At 67.7% G+C, this 21896-nt stretch carries 16 protein-coding genes and 3 pseudogenes; 6 read left to right on the top strand and 13 right to left on the bottom strand.

What is annotated here, in order from left to right; translation table 11 throughout:
* Positions 1–74 precede the first annotated feature (74 nt).
* The 4 genes and pseudogenes from ACFYXF_RS33425 to ACFYXF_RS33410 all read right to left on the bottom strand — a co-directional run.
* Complete coding sequence (locus ACFYXF_RS33425) at positions 75–632, bottom strand: TetR/AcrR family transcriptional regulator (protein WP_389355496.1); 558 nt, start codon at positions 630–632, stop codon at positions 75–77.
* A gap of 61 nt (positions 633–693) precedes the next feature.
* Complete coding sequence (gene whiG, locus ACFYXF_RS33420; protein WP_330287505.1) at positions 694–1536, bottom strand: RNA polymerase sigma factor WhiG; 843 nt, start codon at positions 1534–1536, stop codon at positions 694–696.
* A 322-nt stretch (positions 1537–1858) separates the two neighbouring features.
* Positions 1859–3028 (bottom strand): DNA-processing protein DprA, encoded by a 1170-nt coding sequence (gene dprA / locus ACFYXF_RS33415; protein WP_389355328.1) that lies wholly within the window; start codon positions 3026–3028, stop codon positions 1859–1861.
* A 259-nt stretch (positions 3029–3287) separates the two neighbouring features.
* Positions 3288–4757, bottom strand: a pseudogene (locus ACFYXF_RS33410) (YifB family Mg chelatase-like AAA ATPase); the annotation flags it as partial.
* Between the two features lie 46 nt (positions 4758–4803).
* On the opposite strand from ACFYXF_RS33410, the gene ACFYXF_RS33405 reads away from it, so the two are divergent.
* The 4 genes from ACFYXF_RS33405 (at position 4804) to ACFYXF_RS33390 (ending at position 10611) form a co-directional block, all read left to right on the top strand.
* Entirely contained in the window at positions 4804–6333 is a 1530-nt protein-coding gene (locus tag ACFYXF_RS33405; RefSeq protein WP_389355326.1) for an integrase, read from the top strand.
* Between the two features lie 77 nt (positions 6334–6410).
* Positions 6411–8063, top strand: a complete 1653-nt coding sequence (locus tag ACFYXF_RS33400) for a hypothetical protein (RefSeq protein ID WP_389355324.1) — start codon at positions 6411–6413, stop codon at positions 8061–8063.
* Complete coding sequence (locus ACFYXF_RS33395) at positions 8060–10198, top strand: integrase (protein WP_389355322.1); 2139 nt, start codon at positions 8060–8062, stop codon at positions 10196–10198. The genes ACFYXF_RS33400 and ACFYXF_RS33395 overlap by 4 nt, the downstream gene beginning before the upstream one ends.
* Entirely contained in the window at positions 10195–10611 is a 417-nt protein-coding gene (locus tag ACFYXF_RS33390; RefSeq protein WP_389355320.1) for a hypothetical protein, read from the top strand. Before ACFYXF_RS33395 ends, ACFYXF_RS33390 begins: the two co-directional genes overlap by 4 nt.
* Positions 10612–10712: 101 nt before the next feature.
* Here the strand turns inward: ACFYXF_RS33390 and ACFYXF_RS33385 are convergent, their stop codons facing one another.
* Positions 10713–12158, bottom strand: coding sequence for an NF041680 family putative transposase (locus ACFYXF_RS33385; protein ID WP_389355318.1), 1446 nt, complete (start codon positions 12156–12158; stop codon positions 10713–10715).
* A 385-nt stretch (positions 12159–12543) separates the two neighbouring features.
* Between ACFYXF_RS33385 and ACFYXF_RS33380 the strand changes: the two genes are divergently transcribed.
* The gene (locus ACFYXF_RS33380; protein WP_389355494.1) at positions 12544–13338 is read left to right on the top strand and encodes an IS5 family transposase; all 795 of its coding nucleotides are present in this window, start codon (positions 12544–12546) and stop codon (positions 13336–13338) included.
* Here ACFYXF_RS33380 and ACFYXF_RS33375 read toward each other — a convergent pair.
* From ACFYXF_RS33375 to ACFYXF_RS33355, 5 genes are all read right to left on the bottom strand, one after another.
* Positions 13286–13819, bottom strand: a complete 534-nt coding sequence (locus ACFYXF_RS33375; protein WP_389355316.1) for a hypothetical protein — start codon at positions 13817–13819, stop codon at positions 13286–13288. The two genes, ACFYXF_RS33380 and ACFYXF_RS33375, sit on opposite strands and share 53 nt — an antisense overlap.
* Positions 13820–14181: 362 nt before the next feature.
* The gene (locus ACFYXF_RS33370; protein ID WP_389355314.1) at positions 14182–14982 is read right to left on the bottom strand and encodes an ABC transporter permease; all 801 of its coding nucleotides are present in this window, start codon (positions 14980–14982) and stop codon (positions 14182–14184) included.
* Between the two features lie 7 nt (positions 14983–14989).
* Positions 14990–15751: an ABC transporter permease gene (locus tag ACFYXF_RS33365; RefSeq protein ID WP_389355312.1), complete on the bottom strand. Its 762-nt coding sequence runs from the start codon at positions 15749–15751 to the stop codon at positions 14990–14992.
* Positions 15752–15786: 35 nt separating this feature from the next.
* The gene (locus ACFYXF_RS33360) at positions 15787–16779 is read right to left on the bottom strand and encodes an ATP-binding cassette domain-containing protein (protein ID WP_389355310.1); all 993 of its coding nucleotides are present in this window, start codon (positions 16777–16779) and stop codon (positions 15787–15789) included.
* A gap of 43 nt (positions 16780–16822) precedes the next feature.
* Complete coding sequence (locus ACFYXF_RS33355; RefSeq protein WP_389355308.1) at positions 16823–16963, bottom strand: hypothetical protein; 141 nt, start codon at positions 16961–16963, stop codon at positions 16823–16825.
* Between the two features lie 173 nt (positions 16964–17136).
* Here ACFYXF_RS33355 and ACFYXF_RS33350 point away from each other — a divergent pair.
* Positions 17137–18667: pseudogene (locus ACFYXF_RS33350) on the top strand (ISAzo13 family transposase); the annotation flags it as partial.
* A 7-nt stretch (positions 18668–18674) separates the two neighbouring features.
* Here ACFYXF_RS33350 and ACFYXF_RS33345 read toward each other — a convergent pair.
* From ACFYXF_RS33345 to ACFYXF_RS33335, 3 genes and pseudogenes are all read right to left on the bottom strand, one after another.
* Positions 18675–19424: a transposase family protein gene (locus ACFYXF_RS33345; protein ID WP_389355307.1), complete on the bottom strand. Its 750-nt coding sequence runs from the start codon at positions 19422–19424 to the stop codon at positions 18675–18677.
* A gap of 405 nt (positions 19425–19829) precedes the next feature.
* Positions 19830–20555: a class I SAM-dependent methyltransferase gene (locus ACFYXF_RS33340; protein ID WP_389355305.1), complete on the bottom strand. Its 726-nt coding sequence runs from the start codon at positions 20553–20555 to the stop codon at positions 19830–19832.
* A 66-nt stretch (positions 20556–20621) separates the two neighbouring features.
* Positions 20622–21360 (bottom strand): annotated as a pseudogene (locus ACFYXF_RS33335) (transposase family protein).
* Positions 21361–21896 lie beyond the last annotated feature (536 nt).

Genomic DNA, 21896 nt, shown 5'->3' with positions numbered 1-21896 from the left:
CGGGTGGGCGCAGGCGGCACCCCGCTAGCGCCGGGCTGCGCGACCCGCCCTCCGACACCAGCCCACCCCCACCCTCAGCCCCGCACACCCCGCAGAGCCATCCCCACAGCCGCATCCGTAATCACCGCAGGATCCTCCGCAACCCCGAACTCGATCCGCCGCACAGCTGCATCGACAACCCCCTGCAACAACATCGCGGCCAGCCGAGGCTCCGCATGCCCGATGTCCCGCAACGCCTCGACCACCATCGCGACAAGCCCCCCGTGCGCGCCCCGGATCTTCTCCCGGGCCCCCGCATCCAGCTCACTCGCCGAGATCGCCACGACAGCCCGATGCCGCCGGTCCCCCACCAGCGCGAGCTGCCGACGCACATACGCCTCGACCTTGCCCTCGGGCCCGTCCGCCGCGGCCATCGCCGCCTCGACCTCGGCCGCCCAGACCGGGAAGTCGACCTCGCACAGCTCCTCGACGACGGCCGCCCGCGACCGGAAGTACTCGTAGACGGACGACCGCGCGAGCCCCGTCCGCTCGGCCAGGGCCGGGAAGGTCAGCGCCTCCGTCCCGCCCTCGGACAGCAGGGACCTCGCCGCGTCCAGCAGGGCGGCTCGCTGCATCGACCGGTGCTCGGCCACGGAGGCCGCTCGAATCCTTGGCACGTCAACCACTGTACGGACGGACGGCCCCGGAGGGGAGTCAGCGCCCGAAGCTCGCCAGCTTCGCACGCAGTTGCAGCACCGACTTGGTGTGGATCTGACTGACCCGGCTCTCGGTCACGCCCAGTACGTTGCCGATCTCCGCGAGGGTGAGCCCCTCGTAGTAGTACAGCGTCACCACGGTCTTCTCCCGGTCGGGCAGCGTGTTGATCGCCCGCGCCAGGAACCGCCGCAGCTCCCGGCCCTCGGCCACCTCGACCGGGTTGTCGGCGGCGGTGTCCTCCAGGGTGTCCATGAGGCTCAGCCGGTCGCCGCCCTCGCCCCCGGCGTGCAGCAGCTCCTCCAGCGCGACCACGTTGGCCAGCGACAACTGGCTGAACACGGCATGGAGTTCGTCGACGGCGATGCCCATCTCGGCGGCCACCTCGCCCTCCGACGGCGTCCGCCGCAGCCGCGCCTCCAGCGTCGCGTACGCCCGCTCCACGTTGCGCGCCTTCTGCCGTACCGACCGCGGAATCCAGTCCAGCGCCCGCAGTTCGTCGATCATCGCGCCCCGGATGCGCGTGATCGCGTACGTCTCGAACTTGATCTCCCGCTCGATGTCGAACTTCTCGATCGCGTCGATCAGCCCGAACACCCCGGAGGAGACGAAGTCCGCCTGCTCGACATTGGGCGGCAGCCCGACGCTCACCCGGCCGGCGACGTACTTCACGAGCGGCGAGTAGTGCAGGATCAGCTGCTCGCGCAGCCGCTCGTCGCCCGTCGTCTTGTACGAACGCCACAGCTCGTCGAGTGTCGAGGGCGCGGGCGGGCGCACGTTACCGCCGTCGCGGGCGGCCGGTGGGGCCGCCGCCCGGTCGGACCCGGAGGTGTGCTGGGGCATACGTCGCCTAGTGCCGTTCTGCCGTGAACCGGTGGTGTCTGGATGCGTGCCCGGTCGGGCCGTCGGTCTGATGCGGTCTGATGTCGAATTACCCGTCTGGTCGAATTGCCTGTCCGACTGCCGGTCTGCGCCGGAATCCACGTGAGCGTAGCGTGACTGAGGTGTCGCAGTGTGCGAGGTCGGGGGGACGGGGTGTGCGCAGATACGTTCCGCTGGACGCCCTCCAGGGTCATGGCCGTTGCCCTGTGTGACCATCGGAGCGGACCAACTGCGGGAAACGGCAAGGGCGTCGGGCATCCCCCGGACGGCCGAACACGCTCGGTCAGCACCGGTCCCGCCCGGACCGGACGGAGATCATCGCCTCGCGTGTCAACTTCCAGCTGTCGTCGTGTCGTTCGACGTAACCAAGTGATCGGAGCTCGTACAGCCGGGCGACCGCGTCGTCCTTGGCCGTCGACGCGCCCCGCGCGATGTCGTCCACCGTCGCCGTCCCGCGCGCGGGCAGCGCGGCCAGGACGCGTTCGGCCGCCGGTTCCAGCAGGTCGCGCGGGAGCACCGGCCCGCGCCTGTCCGGTGCCAGTTCGCCCATGTCCCCGACCAGCTCGGCGACTTCCGCGGCGTCGGTGACCAGCATCGCGTCCCCGCGCAGGAGTTCGTGCACACCCGCGGAGAGCCCGCTGGTGGCGGGTCCCGGCACCCCTATCGTGAACCGCCCCAGCCGCTGCGCCGCCCGCGCGGTGACGAGCGAGCCGCTGCGGTACGCGGCCTCGACGACCACGGTCCCCCGGGTGAGGGCCGCGATCACCCGGTTCCGCTGCACGAACCGGCTCGGCGTCGGATGGTCTCCGGGCGGCAACTCGCCCACCACCAGCCCTTGTTCGGCGATTCTGCTGATCAACTGGGTGTGCCCGCGCGGGTAGGGCCGGTCCACCCCGCAGGCGAGTACGGCGACAGTGGCCCCGCCCGCGCCGAGCGCGCCCCGGTGCGCGGCCCCGTCGACCCCGTACGCCCCGCCCGACACCACCACCCACCCCCGCTCCGCGAGCCCGACGGCGAGCGTGGCCGCCATATGGGCCCCGTACTCGGTACACGCCCGGGCGCCCACCACGGCGACGGACCGCAGCGCCCACATCCGCAGACTGGGCCGCCCGCGCACCCACAGCCCGGTGGGCCGCGCGTCCCCGAGGTCGTCGAGCTGGGCCGGCCACTCGGGCCCGCCGGGCCACACGAACCGCACCCCGGCCGCCCGGGCGACGGCGAGATCCCGCTCGGGCTCGGCCTGTGCCGCCCGCGCACACAGGCCCGCCCACCGGGTCGCGGTAACCCCGGTCAGCATCGGTCCGCCGTCCCGCAGCCGCCGTACGACCTCCACGGCCCCGCACTCCCGGATCCACCGCCCTGCGACCTCGTCACCGGGCTCGACGACCCGGGTGAGGAAAACCCGGGCAAGCCCGTCCGCACCCAACGGGCTCCCGACCGCGTCCCCCGTCATGTCAGCGCCCCGACAGCCAGGGGCACCCCGCGCAGTCGCAGTGCCACGTCCGTCGCACCAGGACAACCACGGCAGGCCACCCGCCCCGCCGTCACCCACACCCCCGCTCGCGCCCTCGACGCGTCAACATCCCGACACCCGCCGACACCCCGCACGGCACCCCCTTGCCCAACTGCATCGCCAGGACGACATCCATCGCGCCGAGACGGTCCCGGCCGGCCCGACACACCACCGACCACGCCCCCGCCCAGACCGCCCATCACGTCAACGCCCCGATCGCCATCGGCACCCCTCGCGGCACCCCCGTACGCAACTGCAGCGCCAGGGCGACGTCCTGCGCGTCGGGACGGTCGTGGCCGACGAGGTCCGCGACGGTCCAGGCCACCCGCAGGACGCGGTCGATGCCGCGCGCGGTGAGCACGCCCCGTTCCAGGTTCCGCTCGGCCTCCTCCATCGCGCCGGGCACGGCATGCCAGCGGCTGCGCAGCTCGCGTCCCGGTACCTCGCTGTTGGTCCGCCACGGCGTCCCCAGGAGCCGCGCCGCCGCCCGTTCCCGAGCCGCCCGGACCCGTTCGCGGACCGTCGCCGTGGACTCGCCCCGCGCCCCGCATTCGGTGAGCTGGGAGCGCGTGACCCGGTCCACCTCGACCCGCAGGTCGACCCGGTCGAGCAGGGGCCCGGAGAGCCGGGCCTGGTAGCGCCGGATGACGGAGGGCGGGCACTCGCAGAGGGTGTCCCGTTGTGAGAAGCGGCCGCACGGGCAGGGATTCGCCGCCAGGATCATCAGGAACCGGGCCGGGAACCGTACGACTCCCGCACTCCGCGCGATCACCACATGCCCCGCCTCCAGGGGCTGGCGCAGCGCATCGAGCGCCTGGCTGCCGAATTCTGGGGTTTCGTCCAGAAAAAGTACACCGCGATGAGCGAGCGACACCGCTCCGGGCCTCGCGACGCCCTGTCCGCCCCCGACGAGTGCCTGCATGGTGGCCGAGTGGTGCGGGGCGCAGTAGGGCGCCGTGTCGATCAGGGGCTTGCCCGGTGGGAGCAGGCCCGCGACCGAGTGGACCGCAGTGACCTCCAGCGACTCCTCCCGGGTGAGCCGGGGCAGGACGGCGGGGAGTCGTTCGGCGAGCATCGTCTTGCCCGCCCCCGGTGGCCCTTCGAGGAAGACGTGGTGGCCGCCGGCCGCGGCCACCTCCATCGCCGTGCGCGCCGAGTGCTGGCCCACCACGTCGGCCAGGTCGTGGCCGTTGTCGTACTGGGCGGCGCCCATGCTGTGCATGCCCGTGGCCGCCCCGGTGCCCGGCATCCGCAGGCCCGCCATGAGCGGGTCGGGACGGCCGTACTCGTCCGGTTCCTCGTCGGGTACGGGTTCGTCGGTGAGGACGGCGATCAGCTGCCGCAGACTGCGTACGCCGAGCACCGACACCCCGGGGACCAGCGCGGCCTCGGCTGCGGCGCACTCCGGCACGACGACCTGTTCGTAGCCCGAGTCGGCCGCCGCCAGGACGGCCGGCAGGATGCCCCGGACAGGCCGCACCCGGCCGTCGAGGCCCAGCTCGCCGATCATCACGATGTCGGCGAGGACCCGGGGGTCGATCCGCTCGGCGGCCCCGAGAACCGCTGCGGCAATGGCGAGGTCGAACCCGCTGCCGCTCTTGGGCACGGACGCCGGACTGAGCCCCACCGTGAGCTTCTTCTGCGGCCAGGCGGCTCCCGAGTTTTCCACTTCCCTGATGATGTGATCTGTTCAAGTGCGCAGGGAGGAGCTCGGGTTGAGCGAGTGGCACGTGGTGTGGGTTCCAGATCCGGGGCAATGGGGGACGCAGCCTGCGGACAGTAGCTTCGGGGTGCATGACCTGCCGGGGGCAGTGGCCCGCATCGGTCTGAGGCCGGGCGATCCGGTGTACATCAGGCCCGACGGCATAGTGGACCAGGACTTCTTGGATCTCGTACGGTCCACGGTTTTCCGAAACCTGGAACGGGAGACGAAGAGGAATTATGCGACGGACTACCGGCTACTGCTGAATTATCTGTCGTCGCGTGGGCTGTCATGGAGGGAAGCGACGCCGCTGGTTTTGGAGGACTATCGGGACTGGCGGTGCGATGCCCCAGAGAATCCCGTCCGGATCAGCGGTACAAAGTGGAACCGCGAGGCTGCGGCGTTCACGAAACTGTTCAAGTGGGGCAAGGTCTATCCCTTGCCGGTGGATGTCTCGCGAAGTGAGGACCGGGCGGCGGACTCGGTCAGCTCGCGAGTGTCGTGGGGGACCCCGCGAACTTGGGGCTTGTGGTCTGACATCGGGTTGCGCGGTCACACCCGCGCCGGTGTCGCGGCGCCGATGTGGGAATCACGGACTGAGCTGCGGAACACGAGCTTCGTGCAGCTGCTATTGAGCTCGGGCCTGCGGCGGCAAGAAGGCGGTTCGCTGCTCGTCTTCGAGCTGCCGACTCAGCGCCTGCGCCATGGCCGTTACATGCATGGCCGCATCGCTGGCGCGGTGACCAGGTCGAAGAACAGCCGGACGTACTACGCGTCAGTTGATTCCGTCGGCCAGGTCGAGGCGTACGTCGAATCGGAGCGGGCCTGGGTGGTGCAACGCGCCCAAGAGGCAGGCCGCTACAAGCGTCTGCCGACGATGCGGCTGGTCACAGGGGTGACGCATGGCCTGAAACCGAGGGTCGAGTGGGTGGATTCGGACGGCGTTGTCGGTGGCCAGGAGCTCAGCCGTCTGGGCTGGCGTGAGCGGCAGTGGTTGTTCGTTGATGGACCGGAGGGGCCGGAGCCCGCGTGGTTGTGGCTGACGGAACAGGGTCTGCCGATGATCCCGGACCGATGGAACGGTGTGTTCCGGATGGCCAATCTGCGCTGCGAGGAGACCCTTCTGACGGAGGAAGAGCGGAAGATCCGGCGGCAGTTCAGGCTGGCGGAGGTGCAGGGCAAGACCCCGTACATGACGCCGCATTCCTGCCGGCACTCGATGGCGCTCTACATGCTGATCTTGTTGAACGAGCTGTTCGAGAAGCGCTACGGGCTCACGAAGAAGGACCGGCGGGACTTCGCCCTGCTGTTCGGCGACCCGTGGTGGCTGGTCAAGACGTTGCTGGGGCATGCGGACGTGGAGACGACGAAGCGGCACTACCTCGCGCCGGTCGCGCATCTGCAACTCGAATCGATCCTCGCTGCTGCAGAGACCACTGATGAGGGCGAGGATGTCGAGGATCTGAATGGCGTGTTCGCCCGGCTGGCCCGGGAGACGGCAGGCATCCAGGACATCGACCTGCTCCTCGGGGCAGTGTCGTGAGCAGGCGGGGACACAGGGCCCAGCCACCGCCTCCCGACCATCGTGTCGAGCCGGCGCTGGTCCCAGGGTCTGTCGTCGTGACGGTCACCAACAAGGCCGGTCACAGGGCGGAGTACGACTTCGGCGGCCTTGAGGTGGCTGGACCGATGCAGCGGTCGCTGGCCGCAGCGTTTGCCGCCCAGTCGCGCAACTGGACCAGTCACCGGACGGCAAACACCTGCTGGAGCAAGATCGGGCTGTTCGCTCACTTCGTCGGCTCGTTGGAGTGCCCGCCCGATGACCTTGACGGTCTGACGGTCGCCGCGCTGCAGAGCTGGCGGGATAAGCACATTGACACAAACAGCGGCAGAGGCCTGCTCAGCGTAGTGCGCACCCTGCTGCGGCAGGATCCGCGGCTGGCTGCCGGGCCGGCGGCTGAAGAACTGGCCCGCCGGATTCCATCGCCGGCACGCAGTAAGCAGTCCTATGAGCAGGCCGAGCGGGAGCGGGTGGTGCTGACCGCTCGGCGCCAGTTCCGCGCGGCCCTTCTCCGGATCAGTGAGAACACTCGACTGCTGGAAGAGTGGCGGGCGGGCCATCTTGTTGCAGGCAGCCGCGAGTGGAAGATCGGGAAAATTCTCGATCACACCGCCCGCACGGGGGACGTGCCGCGCACGACCTATCCGGGCGGGCAGGCCCACGTGACGCATCGCAAGCTGCTGGGGGGCAACCGTTCGGAGAAGACCTGGGGCCGGCTGTTCCTCGACCGCTCGGAGCTCACGGCGCTAGCAGTGCTGCTGACCGACCAGTTCGGATGGAATCTGTCCCAGTACGACTGCATGCCGGTGCCGACTGCGGCGCCGTCGGCCGGTGAGACAACCTCGGTGACCTACCAGATTCAGGTCGAAAAGCACCGCGCCGGTAAGGGACGGTGGTTCTCCACCGAGAACGTGACCGATTCAGGGGCCGACTCCCCCGGGAGGCTGGTTACCCAGGCTCTGACGGCCACGGCTCACGGCCGCGCCCTCGCCAACACGCTGGTGCCGGGAACTGACCTGCTGATGGTCGCTCGAAGCCACCGACCCGAGAAGAAGCATAGGGACTTGGACCGGCCCGCCTCGCTGGGCCCCCTGGATTTCGGGATCCCGGACGATCTGGCGTCGTGGTGGGCGCGCGGCCAGGGGCTGGGCGGGTCGCCGTTCCAGCGGGCTCGCCGGACCACGGTGACCCATGTGGGCCGCCCTTTGCAGCACACGCAGGGCACCCACGAGAGCATCTACGTTCTGCCCGACCCGCAGGTTCAAAAGGCCTCTCGTGGTGTCTTCGAAGCTGGTGCTCTGGAGGCTCTGGATCAAGCCCGCTCTACCGTCTTCGGCGGGAAGATCGCGGACTCGCCGGACCCGAGCCATCAAGAGACGGCAACAGCAGACTGCGAGGACGAGGACTCCAGTCCTTGGCCAGCTCCCGAGGGCGGTTGCGGGGCAGACTTTCTGCTCTGTCTGGCCTGTCCCAACGCCCATGTCCACCCTGGCCATCACCCGCGGCTCGCGTACTTGTACCAGCAGATCCTGAGTCTGCGGTCCGTTACGGACGATCGCAGGTTCCGTGAGCGCTGGGGCGATCACGTGCTGCGGCTTGAAAACCTGCGCGACAAGATCGGTCTGACCGCCTGGACGGCGGACCCAGGCCGGGTCAGCGACAACGACCGCACGATTGTCCGGCTTCTGCTGAAGGAAGACCTCGCGCCATGACCAGCCTTGCCGAAGCCGACCCCTACGTCCTGTCCCTGCCCGGACCGGACAGCCCAGCGATCCTGCCGCAGTGGATCAAGCCCGGCAATGTGCACGCCAATGCCCGCTACGGCGCAGCCGTCTGGCCCCTGGCCCCGCTCATCGACAATCCCGGCACCAGGCTGTTCACGATCTACTGGAGGGGCTGCCCGGCCCCCTTCCTCGATCAGGTCAAACTTGCCACCTGGACGATGATCAACGGCCGGCTCCGGCCGACCTACCTCCAGGACCGAGGGGCCCGTGCCCGAGCCAGGACATCCGCCGCGGATATGCGGGACACCTGCTACGAGTGGCTGAGGCTGGCGCGCTGGCTGCACGTACGCCGCATCACCAGCCTCGGCGCCTGCACCGAGGATGTGTGGCGCGCCTATATATCCGAGCGCTTGGCCGACGGCGTAATCCGTGGCAGCGCGGAAAAGATCTGCGCGCGCTTGACGGATCTCTGGGCATTCGATCAGCTCAGTGCCAGCCCTGCGGGCATCACCCGGCCTCCCTGGGAGGAGGAGGGGGTTGACGACTACCTGCCCTCGGCTGATGGCTCGCGCGCAGAGAACAGCATGGAACCGCTCGACCCGAAGGTCCTCGGTCCCCTGTTGGTCTGGGCGATCCGGTTTGTTGACGACTTCGCCGACGACATCCTCGCGTCCTGGCAGGCGCGTGAGCGCCTGCTCGCCACGGCCGCGAACAACGAGGCCAGCCCAGAGGGCTTGGCAGCCCTCGCCCAGCTTCTGCTTCCTGCGGCCCGGTCAGGCGAGCCGCTTCCCTCCGTGCAGATACACGGCCGGCGCGGTCTGGCGCGCACATACGTGGCCGCCCTCACCGGTGCGAGCCTGAGCCAGGTCGACCGGTTCAACGAGCGGCATCGCCTCTCGGAGTTGGCCAACGCACGGCCGGGTCCCTGTCCTTTGCCGGTGCCGGTCACCGGGCAGATCAACGGGAATCCCTGGCGCGAACACATGGACTTCGACGAGGCCGGCGAGCTCATGCGGCACCTCAGCACCGCAGCGGTGATCATCTGCCTCTACCTGACAGGTATGCGTCCGCAGGAAGTGCAGGGTCTGCGGTCTGGCTGCTGCCCTTACCCGGAGCCTGCCGCCGACGGCACGCCCGGTCGTCACCTGATCCGCAGCCATCATTACAAGAACGTCACCGACGATGACGGCAACCACATCTCAGCAGGCGAGGAACGGGAAGTTCCATGGGTTGCCATCACGCCCGTCGTGCACTCCATCCGTGTCCTCGAACGCATGGTGCCCCCGGGGGAAATGCTGCTGAGCTCCTCCCACCACGACTACATCTACCGGCGCAGCCTTCACGGAGTGCTCAAAGGTTCGTCATTGAGGGACCGGATTGAAGACTTCGTGGCATGGGCGAACCACGAGGCGCAGGTCCATCGCCTGCCCGACCAGGTCGTCCCCGAAGATCCGCACGGAGCCATCGGGATGGCGCGGTTCAGAAGGACTCTGGCCTGGCACATCGCCCGCCGCCCGGGCGGGTTGATCGCGTTGGCGATTCAGTACGGGCACATGCGCACCGTCCTGGACGCCCGCACGTCCAGTGCCTATGGTTCCCGTAGCCGGGGCGGCGTCCACAGCGTCCTCGACGTCGAAACTGCGCTGGCTGCCGCAGACACCGCCGCTCACCTGCGCGACCGTCTCGCCGACGGAGAGAAGATCTCTGGCCCTGCCGCCCGCCGGGCCATCACCGCTGCTGCGTCGACCCCCCGGTTCGAAGGGCGGATCGTCCCTCGCACATTCGCGAAGAAAGCGGCCAAGTTCCTGGCCCGTGAGGGTGTCGTGCTCTACGACAACCCGGACGCGTTCCTGATCTGCGCATTCAAGCATGACAACGCGCTCTGCGAGCCCGAACCGGACGCCACTGCACCGAGGCAGTACGCCTGTCAGACAGGCTGCGGAAACACCGTCCGCACCGATGGCCACGCCCGTGGCATGCGGGAACGGGCCGATGAGATCGACCAGTTGGCCTCCGCTGCACCCGAGAAGATCGCCAGGCGTCTTCGGCGCAACGCCGACAACCTCCGCGTCGCCGCAGACGCGCACGACGCCACCGCCCAGAGCGCCGAGGACCTCGCATGAACTCACAGCACCACGACGAACGCACCCGCATTCGCGAGGCAATGAACCGGCTCCTTGCCGGGCAGGCCGCCGTTTCCAACGGCGGCCTCACCGCCACCGCGCTCGCGGTAGAGGCCGGCGTCCACCGCATGGCACTGCTCAAGCGCCACGTCGACCTGAAGAATGAGTTCTACCAGCGTGTCCGCGCCGAGACCCAGCAGGTGCCGGAGCCGGAGCAGCGGCTGCGGGAGACGGTCGCCAAGCTCAAGAAGACCCTCGACAACAAGGAGAAGGAGCTCAAAGAACTGCGTCAGCTGGTGACCAATCTGACGCTGGCCAACGCCGTCCTCACCCATCAGCAGCACGCACCACAGCCATCGCCGGACCTCCTGGCCGCGGACAACGTCATCCCGTTCCGCCCGCTCGACTCCTGACGCTCCCTTCGCCGCAGTGCACGAATACGTCGCGCGTGCCGGGGAGCGTCCTGTGGTTCGGTACGGAGGCCAAAGGCTGTGCCCTTGTTTTAGCTTGGCGTTTATCCTCGGCGGTCTTGGTGTTCCTTGATTGACTCGGCCCGTTTGACCGTCTTGCCGACGCTGTGACGCCTGGCCTGCTGTTTGTTCTTCGAGCCGGGAGACCGTCCCGGGCCCGGCCTGGACGGTTTCGGTGCGGCCGCCGGACGGGTCGCCGTCGCGCGGACGTTGCGAAACCCCCGACGCACCCGGGCGGGGGTGAGGCGGCGGGGCTCGGCGGGTCGCTCCCAGGGGCGGCGCAGGTCTTCGGCGAGGGGGCGGGCAAGGCGGAGCTGGGTGTGGGCGGCAATGACGAGCCAGGTCCACAGGTCGGCGGTGTCCGCGTGGCGGACCTTGGGGGCGGTCCAGCCGAGGGTCTGCTTCATCAGCCGGAAGGTGTGTTCAAGATCGAACCTGCGGAGGAACGACTGCCACCAGCGGTCCACGTCCGCAGGCAGAGCGCCGGCGGCCGAGCACCACAGCCAGACCGGTTTCGGATCGCGGTCGCCGGGCAAGCGCTCGACCTTCAGCCGGATCAACGTGCCGTGCAGGACGGGCAGTTCCTCCTTGGCGTGCTCCAGCCAGGGCCCGCGGTGGGTGAGTCGGGGATGCATCCGGTCCCAGGCCATCGCCTCGGCCTTGCCGTAGCGAGTGGTGTCCGTGCTGGTGATGACGTCAGGGGTGTGCCAGCTGTCGGGCGTGGCGAAGGTGAGGACGCCGCCGTGCCGGCGGGGCCGCCCACCTCTGGGGCCGCAGCGGGCCGGGCCCGGGTCGCGGAGCATGACCCGGTCCGAGCGCAGGCGCCCGAGCAGCGTCACCGGCAGGTCGGCCAGGGCGTGGGTGAGGTAGGCGACGTCGTAGCCGGCGTCCATCACGATGAGGATCTCCGGGTCGCCCGGCCGCCAGTGCCCGGCCTGCGTCAACCGCTGAACGACATCGCGCAGTTGGGCGGCGGTGGCGAGCGTCGCGTCGTCGGCGGGTCCCAGGCGCACGGCGTCCAGCAGGGCGACCCAGGAGGTGCGGCCGGATTCCAGCGCGGCAACGAAGGAGTAGGGCCAGCCGGGCACGAACTGGTCCGTCTTGCGGTCGCCGCGTCCGTAGACGTGGCAGAACAGCCGGTCGTCGCTGGTCGGGGCATCGGGACGGAGCCAGTTGCTCACGTCCACGGCCAGTACGATCCGCCCGTCGGCCGCCTTCGGCAGTGGCAGGCCGGCCAGCGCGCGGCGCAACCGCGCCGGCTCCGCCCAGCCCCGGTCCAATGCCGCGTACATCGCGCCGTGCCCGCGCCGGTGCTCGACCGCCAGCGACAGCTCGACCAGCGTCTTCACCGGCCCGTCCACGCACAGCACCGCGTCGGTGAGCTCGAAGAGCGCGTCCTGGCGGGCGTAGAGGCATTCGTAGAACTCGACCCGAAAGCGGGACAACACGTCCAACGCCTCGCCTGCGGGCGCATCGACAGACAGACTCATACACAGCGGCCGTTCTCTTGTACTTCGTGACTCGACATCTCGAAGCGTGGAGAACGGCCGCCTTCGCTGTCCCGGAAAGAACCGCAGATCAGCAGCTCGGGTGACCTGCGACGTTAGAAGCCGTATCTCAACCGATCATGGAACGTGCGGGTCGAACAGGTTTCCCGCCGGGGTGATCTTCCCGTTGTCCGCGCATGAAGACAGGGCCTCTCGGTAGCTCGGGGATGCGAATCTGACCGAGCAGTGCCGGGAGGCCCTGGTGTCGTTGTTGTACCCGTCCGAGCACGTCCAGTTCAACTCGGCTGCTCCATCGTGTGATTGCCTCGCGCATGTGTACGGCAACGCGGTCGACCATCCGGACCGCGAACGCCGGTATCCCTCCGACATGTCGGACGCGGAATGGGCGGCCGTGCGGCCGTTGCTGCCGGTGCCGGCCTGGCTCCAGGGCAGAGGTGGGCAGCCCGAGGGCTACTGCCACCGCCAACTGCTGGACGCGATCCGCTACCTGGTCGCGGGCGGGATCTCCTGGCGGGCGATGCCCGCGGACTTCCCCGGCTGGGGCCGGGTCTACGCCTTCTTCCGCCGCTGGCGCGAGCACGGGCTGATCACAGAGTTCCACGACCGGCTGCGCGGACGGGTGCGTGAGCGGGAGGGCCGCGAGGCGGAGCCGACGGCCGGGATCATCGACGCGCAGTCGGTGAAGGCCGCGGCCTCGGTGCCGGCCGCCTCACGCGGCTGGGACGGCGGGAAGAAAGTGGGCGGCCGCAAGCGGCACATCGTGACCGACTGCCTCGGCCTGTTGCTGGCCGTCGTGGTCACCGCCGCGAACATCGGTGACCGCGACGCCGCGACGGGCCTGCTGACCAGGCTGCGCCGCCTGCACCGCGACATCACCCTCGTCTGGGCCGACGGCGGCTACACCGGCCCCCTCGTCGACTGGTGCCGGCAGAAACTCGCCCTCACCCTTCAGGTCGTCAAGCGCACCGACGACATGGAGGGGTTCGTGGTGCTGCCCCGCCGTTGGGTGGCAGAGCGCACGTTCGCGTGGCTGATGCATTCGCGCCGGCTGGCCCGGGACTACGAGACGTTGCCGGCCAGCAGCGAGGCAATGATCCGGTGGTCGATGGTCACCCGGATGACCCGGCGCCTGGCACGGCCACGGGCCGTCGGCCGGCGCTGAACATCCCAGACGTCTCCTGCAGGAGCCACCCGCGCTCCGCCAGACGCCTGGCCTTCGAGCGCACCCCCTCGACCTTCGCCGGTGTCGCCACCAGGCCGAGCTCCGCCGTGATCTCCCTGGCCTTCAGCGGTCCCTGGCCTGCCAGCTGCCGCTCGTCGAGCACGCCCAGGATCCGCCGGTAGTCCGGCGCCAGCACCGTCACCGGCAATCCTTCGCGCCACGGCGGCACGATCGAGCCCGGCACCGGCGCGGGCGAGGACACAGTTTTCTGCTCCGCCCCGGTCCCGGCCACGGCGGTGGTCTCGGCTGCTGAGGCTGCCAGGGCCTCGACCAGCTCTTCCCGCGCGATCACCCGCCGGTCCAGCTCGATCTCCGCCGTCTCCAACACCTCAGCCAACCGGGCCACTTCCTCCCGCAGCCCTTCCACCCGCACCCGGGCAGTTGTCTCCCGCTCCTCCAGCATTCCCAGCACCGACGCCATCGCGCACCCCTCGCCCACGGAGCGGAAACAAGACGCCGCAAGCCTCCCTCACTGCGAGCGAACCCATTCCCGACCAGCAGAAATCAAGCGATCACGTTCGGTTGAGACACGGCTTCTTAAACGCCAAGCTCAGTGCAGCTCAGCGCCAGCGTCGTTGACGATGCCTGGCACAACAGATGTGGCGCCATCGCTGAATCGAGCGATGACTCCCTGCTGTAGGGAGACGCCTTCCCATCCGAGAACAGGCTAGGTCGAGGAACAGCGCTGCCGCAGATCCAAGATCGGCCGATTCGCCTTCCGGTCGGTTCGCCTCGCTGCGGAGTAAGCGACAATGCGGCTTCATGGCGACCGTGGCGCGCGCTTCAGTGGCCGCTGCTCTCGTAGTATGTGGACTGCCAGACCCAGAACCGGTACGCCGCGTACAACAGCGGCACGCCCGCCGCTGGCGCGCCCCAGCCGAGCCAACTGGGAACCGCCAGCTCCTCCTCCCGGTTGAGCAGCATCGTCACCGGCAGGTAGGCGACGAAGGCGAGTGGGAATAGAAAGGTCAGCCCGAAGCGGGCCGCCGGACCGAAGATCTTCAGCGGATAGTTCCCGAAGTCGTTGAAGACCATATCGATGGCGAGCTTGATCGGCATCGTCCTCTTCATCTTGAACGCCAGCCCGGACGCAGCTAGGTGCAGCGCGCCCTCCACAAGCGCACCCCCGAGGATCGCCAGCACCAGAAAGGCGACAGCCGCCGGCGACCAGTCGACCGGTGCCTGGTTCAAGGCAATGGCCAGCAGCGCCACGCCTCCGATCAGGTCGCCGAGCGCGCTCAGCCGCAGCCTGCGGCCCAGCAGTTGGACGAGCGGCGGGGCGGGCCGTACCAGATAGCGGTCGTACTCGCCCTCAACGATCACATCGTCGACGAAGATGAGCTGGTTCCCCGGCACTACCCAGAGAGAGTGGGCCATGAGCCGCATGCCATAGAGAAGGGCGATCTCGTCGAGCCCCCAGCCACCGATGGTCCCGAAGCGCTCCAGCACAGACCAGATGAAGGCGAGCCCGACGCCTTGATAGAACAACCCTCCGATGATGTTGATTAACAGGTTGCTGCGGTACTGGAATTCGGCTCTGAAGGCTGCCACAACCAGCAGCCGGTATGTACGAAGCCAGCGCATTTTGACCTCACCCGCCCTGGACCAGCACACGGCGCTGCGCCCGGGACCAGACCCAGGCCGCGAGCGCGCTGAGCGCCGCTATCCAGAACAGCTGCACCCCAAGAGCCACGCCGATCCCGGCGCCCTCGATCCGGCCCAGATAGAGAGCCGCAGGAACGTAGTTGGTGGCCTGGAACGGCAACACCTGGGCCACGGCCTTGACCGGGCCAGGCATGAACCACAGCGGCACTAAAGCGCCTGAGAAAAATTGAGCCACGAAGCGATAGACCATGTGCATGCCATTAGTCTCCAGCGTCCAGAAGGCAACCATGCCCACCAACAGACACAGCAACTGGTTCACCGCCAGTGCACCCGCCAGCGCCACCGCATAGGCGACCGCGGCCACCCCCGAGGCCGGGGCCTCAGCAGCCCCGATCAGCAGCGCGAACGGCAGTGCAACAAGCAGGGCAGGGACGGAGGCCGATGCCCAGCCGATCTGCCCTGCCAGCACCTGAGGCGGGAACCCGATCGGACGCAGCAGATCCACGGCGACCTTGCCCTCACGAACGCGCTGCTCGATGGGTGAAAGCTGCCACGGGCTGAGCAACGCGTACTGGACCATGGCCAGCGTCGCGTACGCCGTCATCGTCCCCAGCCCGACACCGCCCACCTCCTCGCGATCGCCGTAGAAGGCCGTCCACACCACCCGCAACAGGTAAATCTGCAGCAGCATCATCACAAACATCGACAAGTACGCCGAGCGATAGACGAGCGCGACCTTGAACTCCATGCGTGCGCAGGCGAGACACCGCGCAAGACGCCGCCTCATCCGCGGTCCTGATAGATCTGATGGATGACGGCCTCCAACGCGGGCTCCACGATGGACAGATCCGTCACCTCACAACGGGCCAGAACCGCGGCGATCAGCTCCGCCGGCTGAGTGAGCGCCGGATCGAACCGCAGCCACACCCGCCCCTCCTCGCGCTTGACGACCTCCGCGCCGTCGACGTCGGTCAGCCCTTCCGTCTGCACGACCAGCTCCCGGTAGGGCGCGTACCGGGCCTTGAGCTTCTCCACCCCCCCGTCGTAGACCACTTTGCCGTGGTCAATCATCACGATGCGCCTGCAGAGCTGCTCGACGTCGTCCAGATCGTGCGTCGTGAGGATGACAGTGGTGCCCGAGGTGCGGTTGAGCTCGGCGACGAAGCGGCGGATGCGGTCCTTGGCAACGATGTCGAGACCGACGGTGGGCTCGTCAAGATAAAGGATCTGCGGGTCATAAAGCATCGCTGCGGCCAGATCGCCGCGCATTCGCTGGCCGAGCGACAGCTGGCGCACCGGGGTGTCCAGGAAGGGCCCGAGATCCAGTAGTTCGGTGAACTGAGCCAGTTGGACGGCGTACCTGGCCTGTGTCATGTCATACAGCTTGCTGATCAGCACGAGCGAGTCGCGCAACGGAAGATCCCACCACAGCTGGCTTCGCTGGCCGAAGACCACGCCGATCTGCTTGGCGTTACGCTCCCGCGCCCGCCACGGTGTCACCCCGGCCACCGTCACCCGGCCCGAGGTCGGCACCAGGATGCCGGTGAGCATCTTGATGGTCGTGGACTTCCCTGCCCCGTTGGGCCCCAGATATCCGACCATCTCGCCAGGCTCGACGGCGAAGCTGACGCCATCCACTGCCCGCTTCACTGTCTGCTCGCGCGTGAACAGGGTCCGCAACCCCGCAAACGCGCCCTCCTGCTCCTTCGGCCTGCGAAACTCCTTAACGAGATCCTCTACCTCTATACGAGTGTTTCGTAGCAACGTGACACTCATTCCTTTGAGATCCGTCCGTACGTGTTGTGGCGGCGGATCCAGCTCATGATTCCGTCATCTTCTCGCGCTGGCTGCTGTCGTCCGCCGTAGCCAGCGCGCGTACGTCATGGACTGGGTAACCACCCAGATGCGCATGCAACTCGCCGTCGACCAGCAGGAGAAGAAGGTGCGGCTTGATGAGCACTACCGACTACCTGCTGGTCGTCGATCATCAGCAGCCCACGATCCCGCAAGACATCGGCCGAGCACCAGTCACTTTGAGGCCTTCGCAGGCAACGGGGTGTTCCCACCGAGGACACGGTTAGGCCCGTAAAGAATCAACACGTTGCTTCACGGTCTGCCTGTCGTTGGTGTGGTATGTCCATACCGAACGAGGTTCGTGACCAACTTGCCCTGAGACTCGGGGTGTTGTTACCTCATTTCAATGAGCGGCAGCAGCGGCTGGCGCTGGCTGCTGAGGCACGGCGGGGTCCGGGCCGTCGCGCGTGTCGCAGGGGTGAGCGAGACGACGGTGCGGAAGGGTGTCTTCGAGCTGGAGGGCGGTGAGGACCCACTGCCCGATGGCCGGGTCCGACGGGACGGCGGCGGTCGTAAGAGCGCCGAGGAGCTTGACCCGCTGCTCGTTCCGGCGCTGCTGGCGCTAGTCGAGCCGGATGAGCGGGGCGATCCGATGTCGCCGCTGCGGTGGACGACCAGGTCGCTGCGGTCTCTGGCCGGGGAGCTGACGAGGCAGGGCCATGCCGCCTCGGCGCCGACCGTGGGCAGGCTGCTGCGGGAGAACGGTTTCAGTCTGCAGGCCAATGCCAAGACCGTTGAGGGCGCTCAACACCCCGACCGGGACGCGCAGTTCCGGTACATCAGTGACCAGGTCAAGGACCATCAGGCGAACGGCGAGCCGGTGGTCAGTGTGGACACGAAAAAGAAGGAAGTCGTCGGGGAGTTCAAGAACGCGGGACGTCAATGGCGGCCGGCCGGTGAACCCGTGCGGGTTGACATCCATGACTTCCCCGGTGATGCACTGGGCAAGGCCCTGCCCTACGGCATCTACGACCTGGCGGCGAACACCGGCCGGGTGAACGTCGGTACGGATCACGACACCGCAGCCTTCGCGGTCGAATCGATCAGCCGTTGGTGGAACGGGCAAGGACGTCTCGACTATCCGCAAGCCAGACGTCTGCTGATCGCCGCCGATGCCGGCGGCTCCAACGGCTACCGCACCCGGGCCTTCAAGACCGAGTTGGCTGCGTTCGCCGCCAGGACCGGCCTGGCCGTCACGATCTGCCACATGCCGCCGGGCACATCAAAATGGAACAAGGTGGACATCTGCTGTTCTCCGCGATCACCATGAACTGGCGCGGCAGACCGCTGAACAGCCACGAGGTCGTCGTGCAGTCCATCGCCGCGACCACCACCCGCGCCGGTCTCACCGTCCACGCCGAACTCGACACCGGCGCCTATCCCACTGGTGTGAAGGTCAGCGATGCTGAGCTGAACGCAGTGCCGGTCACCAGACATGCCTTCCACGGCGAATGGGACTTACACCGTGCACCCCCACCCCGCCAGCCCGGCAGGCCCCACCGGACCAACGCCCGGGCCGACGATGGTCTTCGACCGCGGTGCTCTGTCACATCCCGCGCTGACCGAGCTGACCGAGACTCTGACCACCGACTGGCAGACGCTGCAGAAACAGGACCCCGCCGCCCGACGCGACGGCGGCGAGCGACGCAGGGCCCCGGGCGGCGGCCGCAAAGCCAAACTCGACCTGGCCGACCGGGTCCTGGTCACCGTGCTGCAACAAAACCTCGCCCTGCCGCCTACCGTGCTGGCCCACCTCTTCGCCGTAAGCAAGGACACCATCCGCCACACCACCAGCGAGATCCGGCGACTGAGCTTCTTCAGCGTTGCCGCTCCAGGGTGAGGACGGCCTTGGCGATTGACGTCATGCGGTTTGGGCTGCATCGGGCTCTGCGGAAGATTCGCCAGGATTTGAGGCGGGCGATTCCTCGTTCGACGGGTACGCGAGCGGCGGACAGCGCCCGGTTGACCGTCCGTTCGGTCATGGTGAGTTCACCTTGGGGCGGTCGGCGTTTGGGGGTGGTGACCCACTCGCCCGCGCCGATGTAGGCCATGTCGGCGAGGACGGGGACGCCTTGGCGCTCGCAGATCCTGATGATCTTGTGGGTGCGGGCGGCGGTCAGGTCGTGTGTGCGACCGGGCAGGGCGGGTGAGAGCCACAGCGTGCGACCGGCCGGGTCCGTGATGACCTGCACGTTCACACCGTGCCGCTTGTGCTTCGTCGAATAGTCTGCGCGCCCGTCGCCGACCCGGTCGCACTCGGCAAGTGTGCCGTCCACGAGAACGTAGTCGGGTTCTGTCTCGCGCAGGACCCTCAGCAGGCCCGGCGCCAGGTCGGCCAGGTGCTCGACGACGGTGGTGACGTACGCGTGGGCGGTGTCGACGGAGATACGGAAACCTGCGGCGAGCTGAGCCAGAGGGTCGTGCCGGCGCAGGTACACAAGAGCGATCACCGCACGCTCGGACGGCCGGAGTTTGCAGCGCCGGTCACCCTCACGGGTGACGATCAGCATCGTCACCCACTCCACGAGTGCGTGCGGCAGGTCGAGTGCGGCAGGATACGAGACCAACAGGGTTCCTGAGCTGGAGAGTTGAGACCTAGACACCTCTCTCAACGGCACGGGGACCCTGTCGGTTGCTTACGGTCCCGCCGTCACCCGTCCGGGGGCCACTCTGAAAACCCTCACTGATGGACCAGCACGCACACACACCCCGGCCCCCAGCAGCACACCTCAACACCCTGGCAGGACTCCTTGTCCACGCCGCCGCACACGGCGCGACCCTCACGACAGAGACCAAACCAACGTGTTGATTCTTTACGGGCCCTTAGCGAAGAATTGGGCCCCTGGGGAGAATTGTCTACACAAGGCCGAACGAACATGAAAGATCGCGAAAGGTGGGTCAGTGCAGGTAAGGGCACCGATAGCATGCGAACATCCTGGTCAGGAGAGTGCGTTAGAGAACTTCACTCAACATTAAGGACGTCGCGCCACGAAGACGAACTCCCTTCCTGGTCGATCAGGTGCATCGCGCACTTCCTCCACCAAGAAGCCGTGCACGGCCAGGTCCCGCTCGATCTCTTCCCGCTCTCGGAAGCGCAACGTCGAGTCCGAGGTCAACACCTGTCCATCCACAGCGAAGACATAAGTCCACCTGAACGTCGCCAGCGGCCAACTTACGTCGATCAGCTGGACCCAGCTCTCGACGACGCCGACATCTGGAATCTTCGTCACGCGGTGGGAGTTGTCGCGGGTCCACTCGTCCCAAGCGCGCCTCGCCGGATCGCGGGTCTCGAAGACCAGATACCCGCCGGGCCGCAGTGCTTCGTGAGCTTTCCGCAGCGTCTGCCGCCATACCCGTGGATCAACGATGGCCTGGGCCACGTTCGCCGTCATCGTCACAAGGTCGACCTGTAGCGGCGGGAGTGTTGTCGCATCACCGCAGATCCAGCGCACCCGCTCACTGCCTGGTTTGGTCCGAGCAACGTCGATGGACGCCTGGGCCGGATCGATGCCGATGGCCTCAATCCCGCGATCAGCCAGTAAGCGGGCGAATACCCCCGTCCCGCAGCCGATATCCAGCACACGATGCGCTGCGAACTCTTCCGTTATCCGAACATATGCGTCAAGATCGCCGCGATCGGGGTTGAGTGGGTCATAGATCACGGCGAGCTGTGGATGCCCGAAGCACTCGTCAACCATGCTGGCGAACGTACGGGAGCTGGATCTGAAGAGCTACTCGGCTCAACGAGCGATCAGTGAGCTTCTTCAGCGTTGCCGCTCCAGGGTGAGGACGGCTTTGGCAATTGACGTCATGTGGTTTGGACTGCATCGGGATCTGCGGAAGATGCGCCAGGCCTTCAGGCGTGCGACGCCGCGCTCAACCGGTGCCCGTGCCACGGCCAGGGCCCGGTTGACGGTTTTCTCGGTGAGGGTGAGTTCTTACAAAGGCTTGCGCTTGATGCCCGTGGTCACCCAGGGGCCGCCGCCCTGGTAGGCGAGGTCGGCCAGGATGGGGACGCCCTGGCGCTCGCAGATCCGGATGATCCGGTGGGTGCGGGCAGCGGTCAGGTCGTGAGCTCGGCCCGGCAATGCGGGTGAGAGCCACAGCAGCTGGCCGCCCGGATCGGTAACCACCTGCACGTTCACCCCGTGCCGGCGGTGCTTGTGGGAGTGGTCGGCCCGTCTGGTCGCACTCGGCGAGCGTGCCGTCCAGCAGGACGAAGTCTACATCGGTCTCGCGCAGGACCTTCAGCAGACCCGGCGCACGTTCAGCGAGCAGGTGGATGACCGCGCTGGTGTAGACGTGGGCGGTGGACTCGCTGACCCCGAACCCGGCAGCGATCTTCGCCAGGCTCGTGTGTTCGCGCAGGTACACCAGTGCCACCATCGCGCGCTGGGATGGGCGGAGCTTGCAGCGCCGGTCACCCTCACGGGTGACGACAAGCATGGTGACCCACTCGACCAGACCGTGAGGCAGGTCGAGTGCGGCAGGATAGACGGCCAACGAGGCCCCCGAGCAGCGTGGTTGAGACGTCAGACATCTCGATCAACAGCTCGGGGGCCTTGTCCGTTGCGCTTCGTGGACTGTCACCTGATCGGTGGCCAGCTCGAAGAAGCTCAGTCATCGGCATTGGTATCGCCGTACCCATTGTTGCCCCTGACCGCCAGCGCTTCCATGCCGATCAAACTCGATGACGCAGGGCAGCCGACTAATCGACCGCCACCACTGGAAGAGCCAAAAAAAGCCCGCCACCTCAGCTGATCTTTTGAACGTTGCACAATCGGCCATGATCAACCGAGGGTCAATCCCTTCTGCGTACCTCTCACTACCAGCGACGTCAAACTTCGACTGGGCTATAGGACGGCGATGAATCTGGCTTAATTTCAGTGGTGAACTTGCCCCTAAAGGCCCGAATAGCGAGGTGCTAAGTCCCGTAGCGATCACCCGCTCGTGCAGCTGGCGGTATTGCCCGGAGACGCTGACGCGTGTCAGCCTGCTGACTGTCAGACCGGAGTCAAAACCGTAGAGAGGAGATGCCC

Origin of the sequence: Streptomyces sp. NPDC002680 (assembly GCF_042889145.1) — a bacterium.
Classification (GTDB): domain Bacteria; phylum Actinomycetota; class Actinomycetes; order Streptomycetales; family Streptomycetaceae; genus Streptomyces; species Streptomyces adonidis.
Note: the sequence above shows the minus strand (reverse complement) of the source record. Positions and strands in the feature narration are given on the sequence as shown.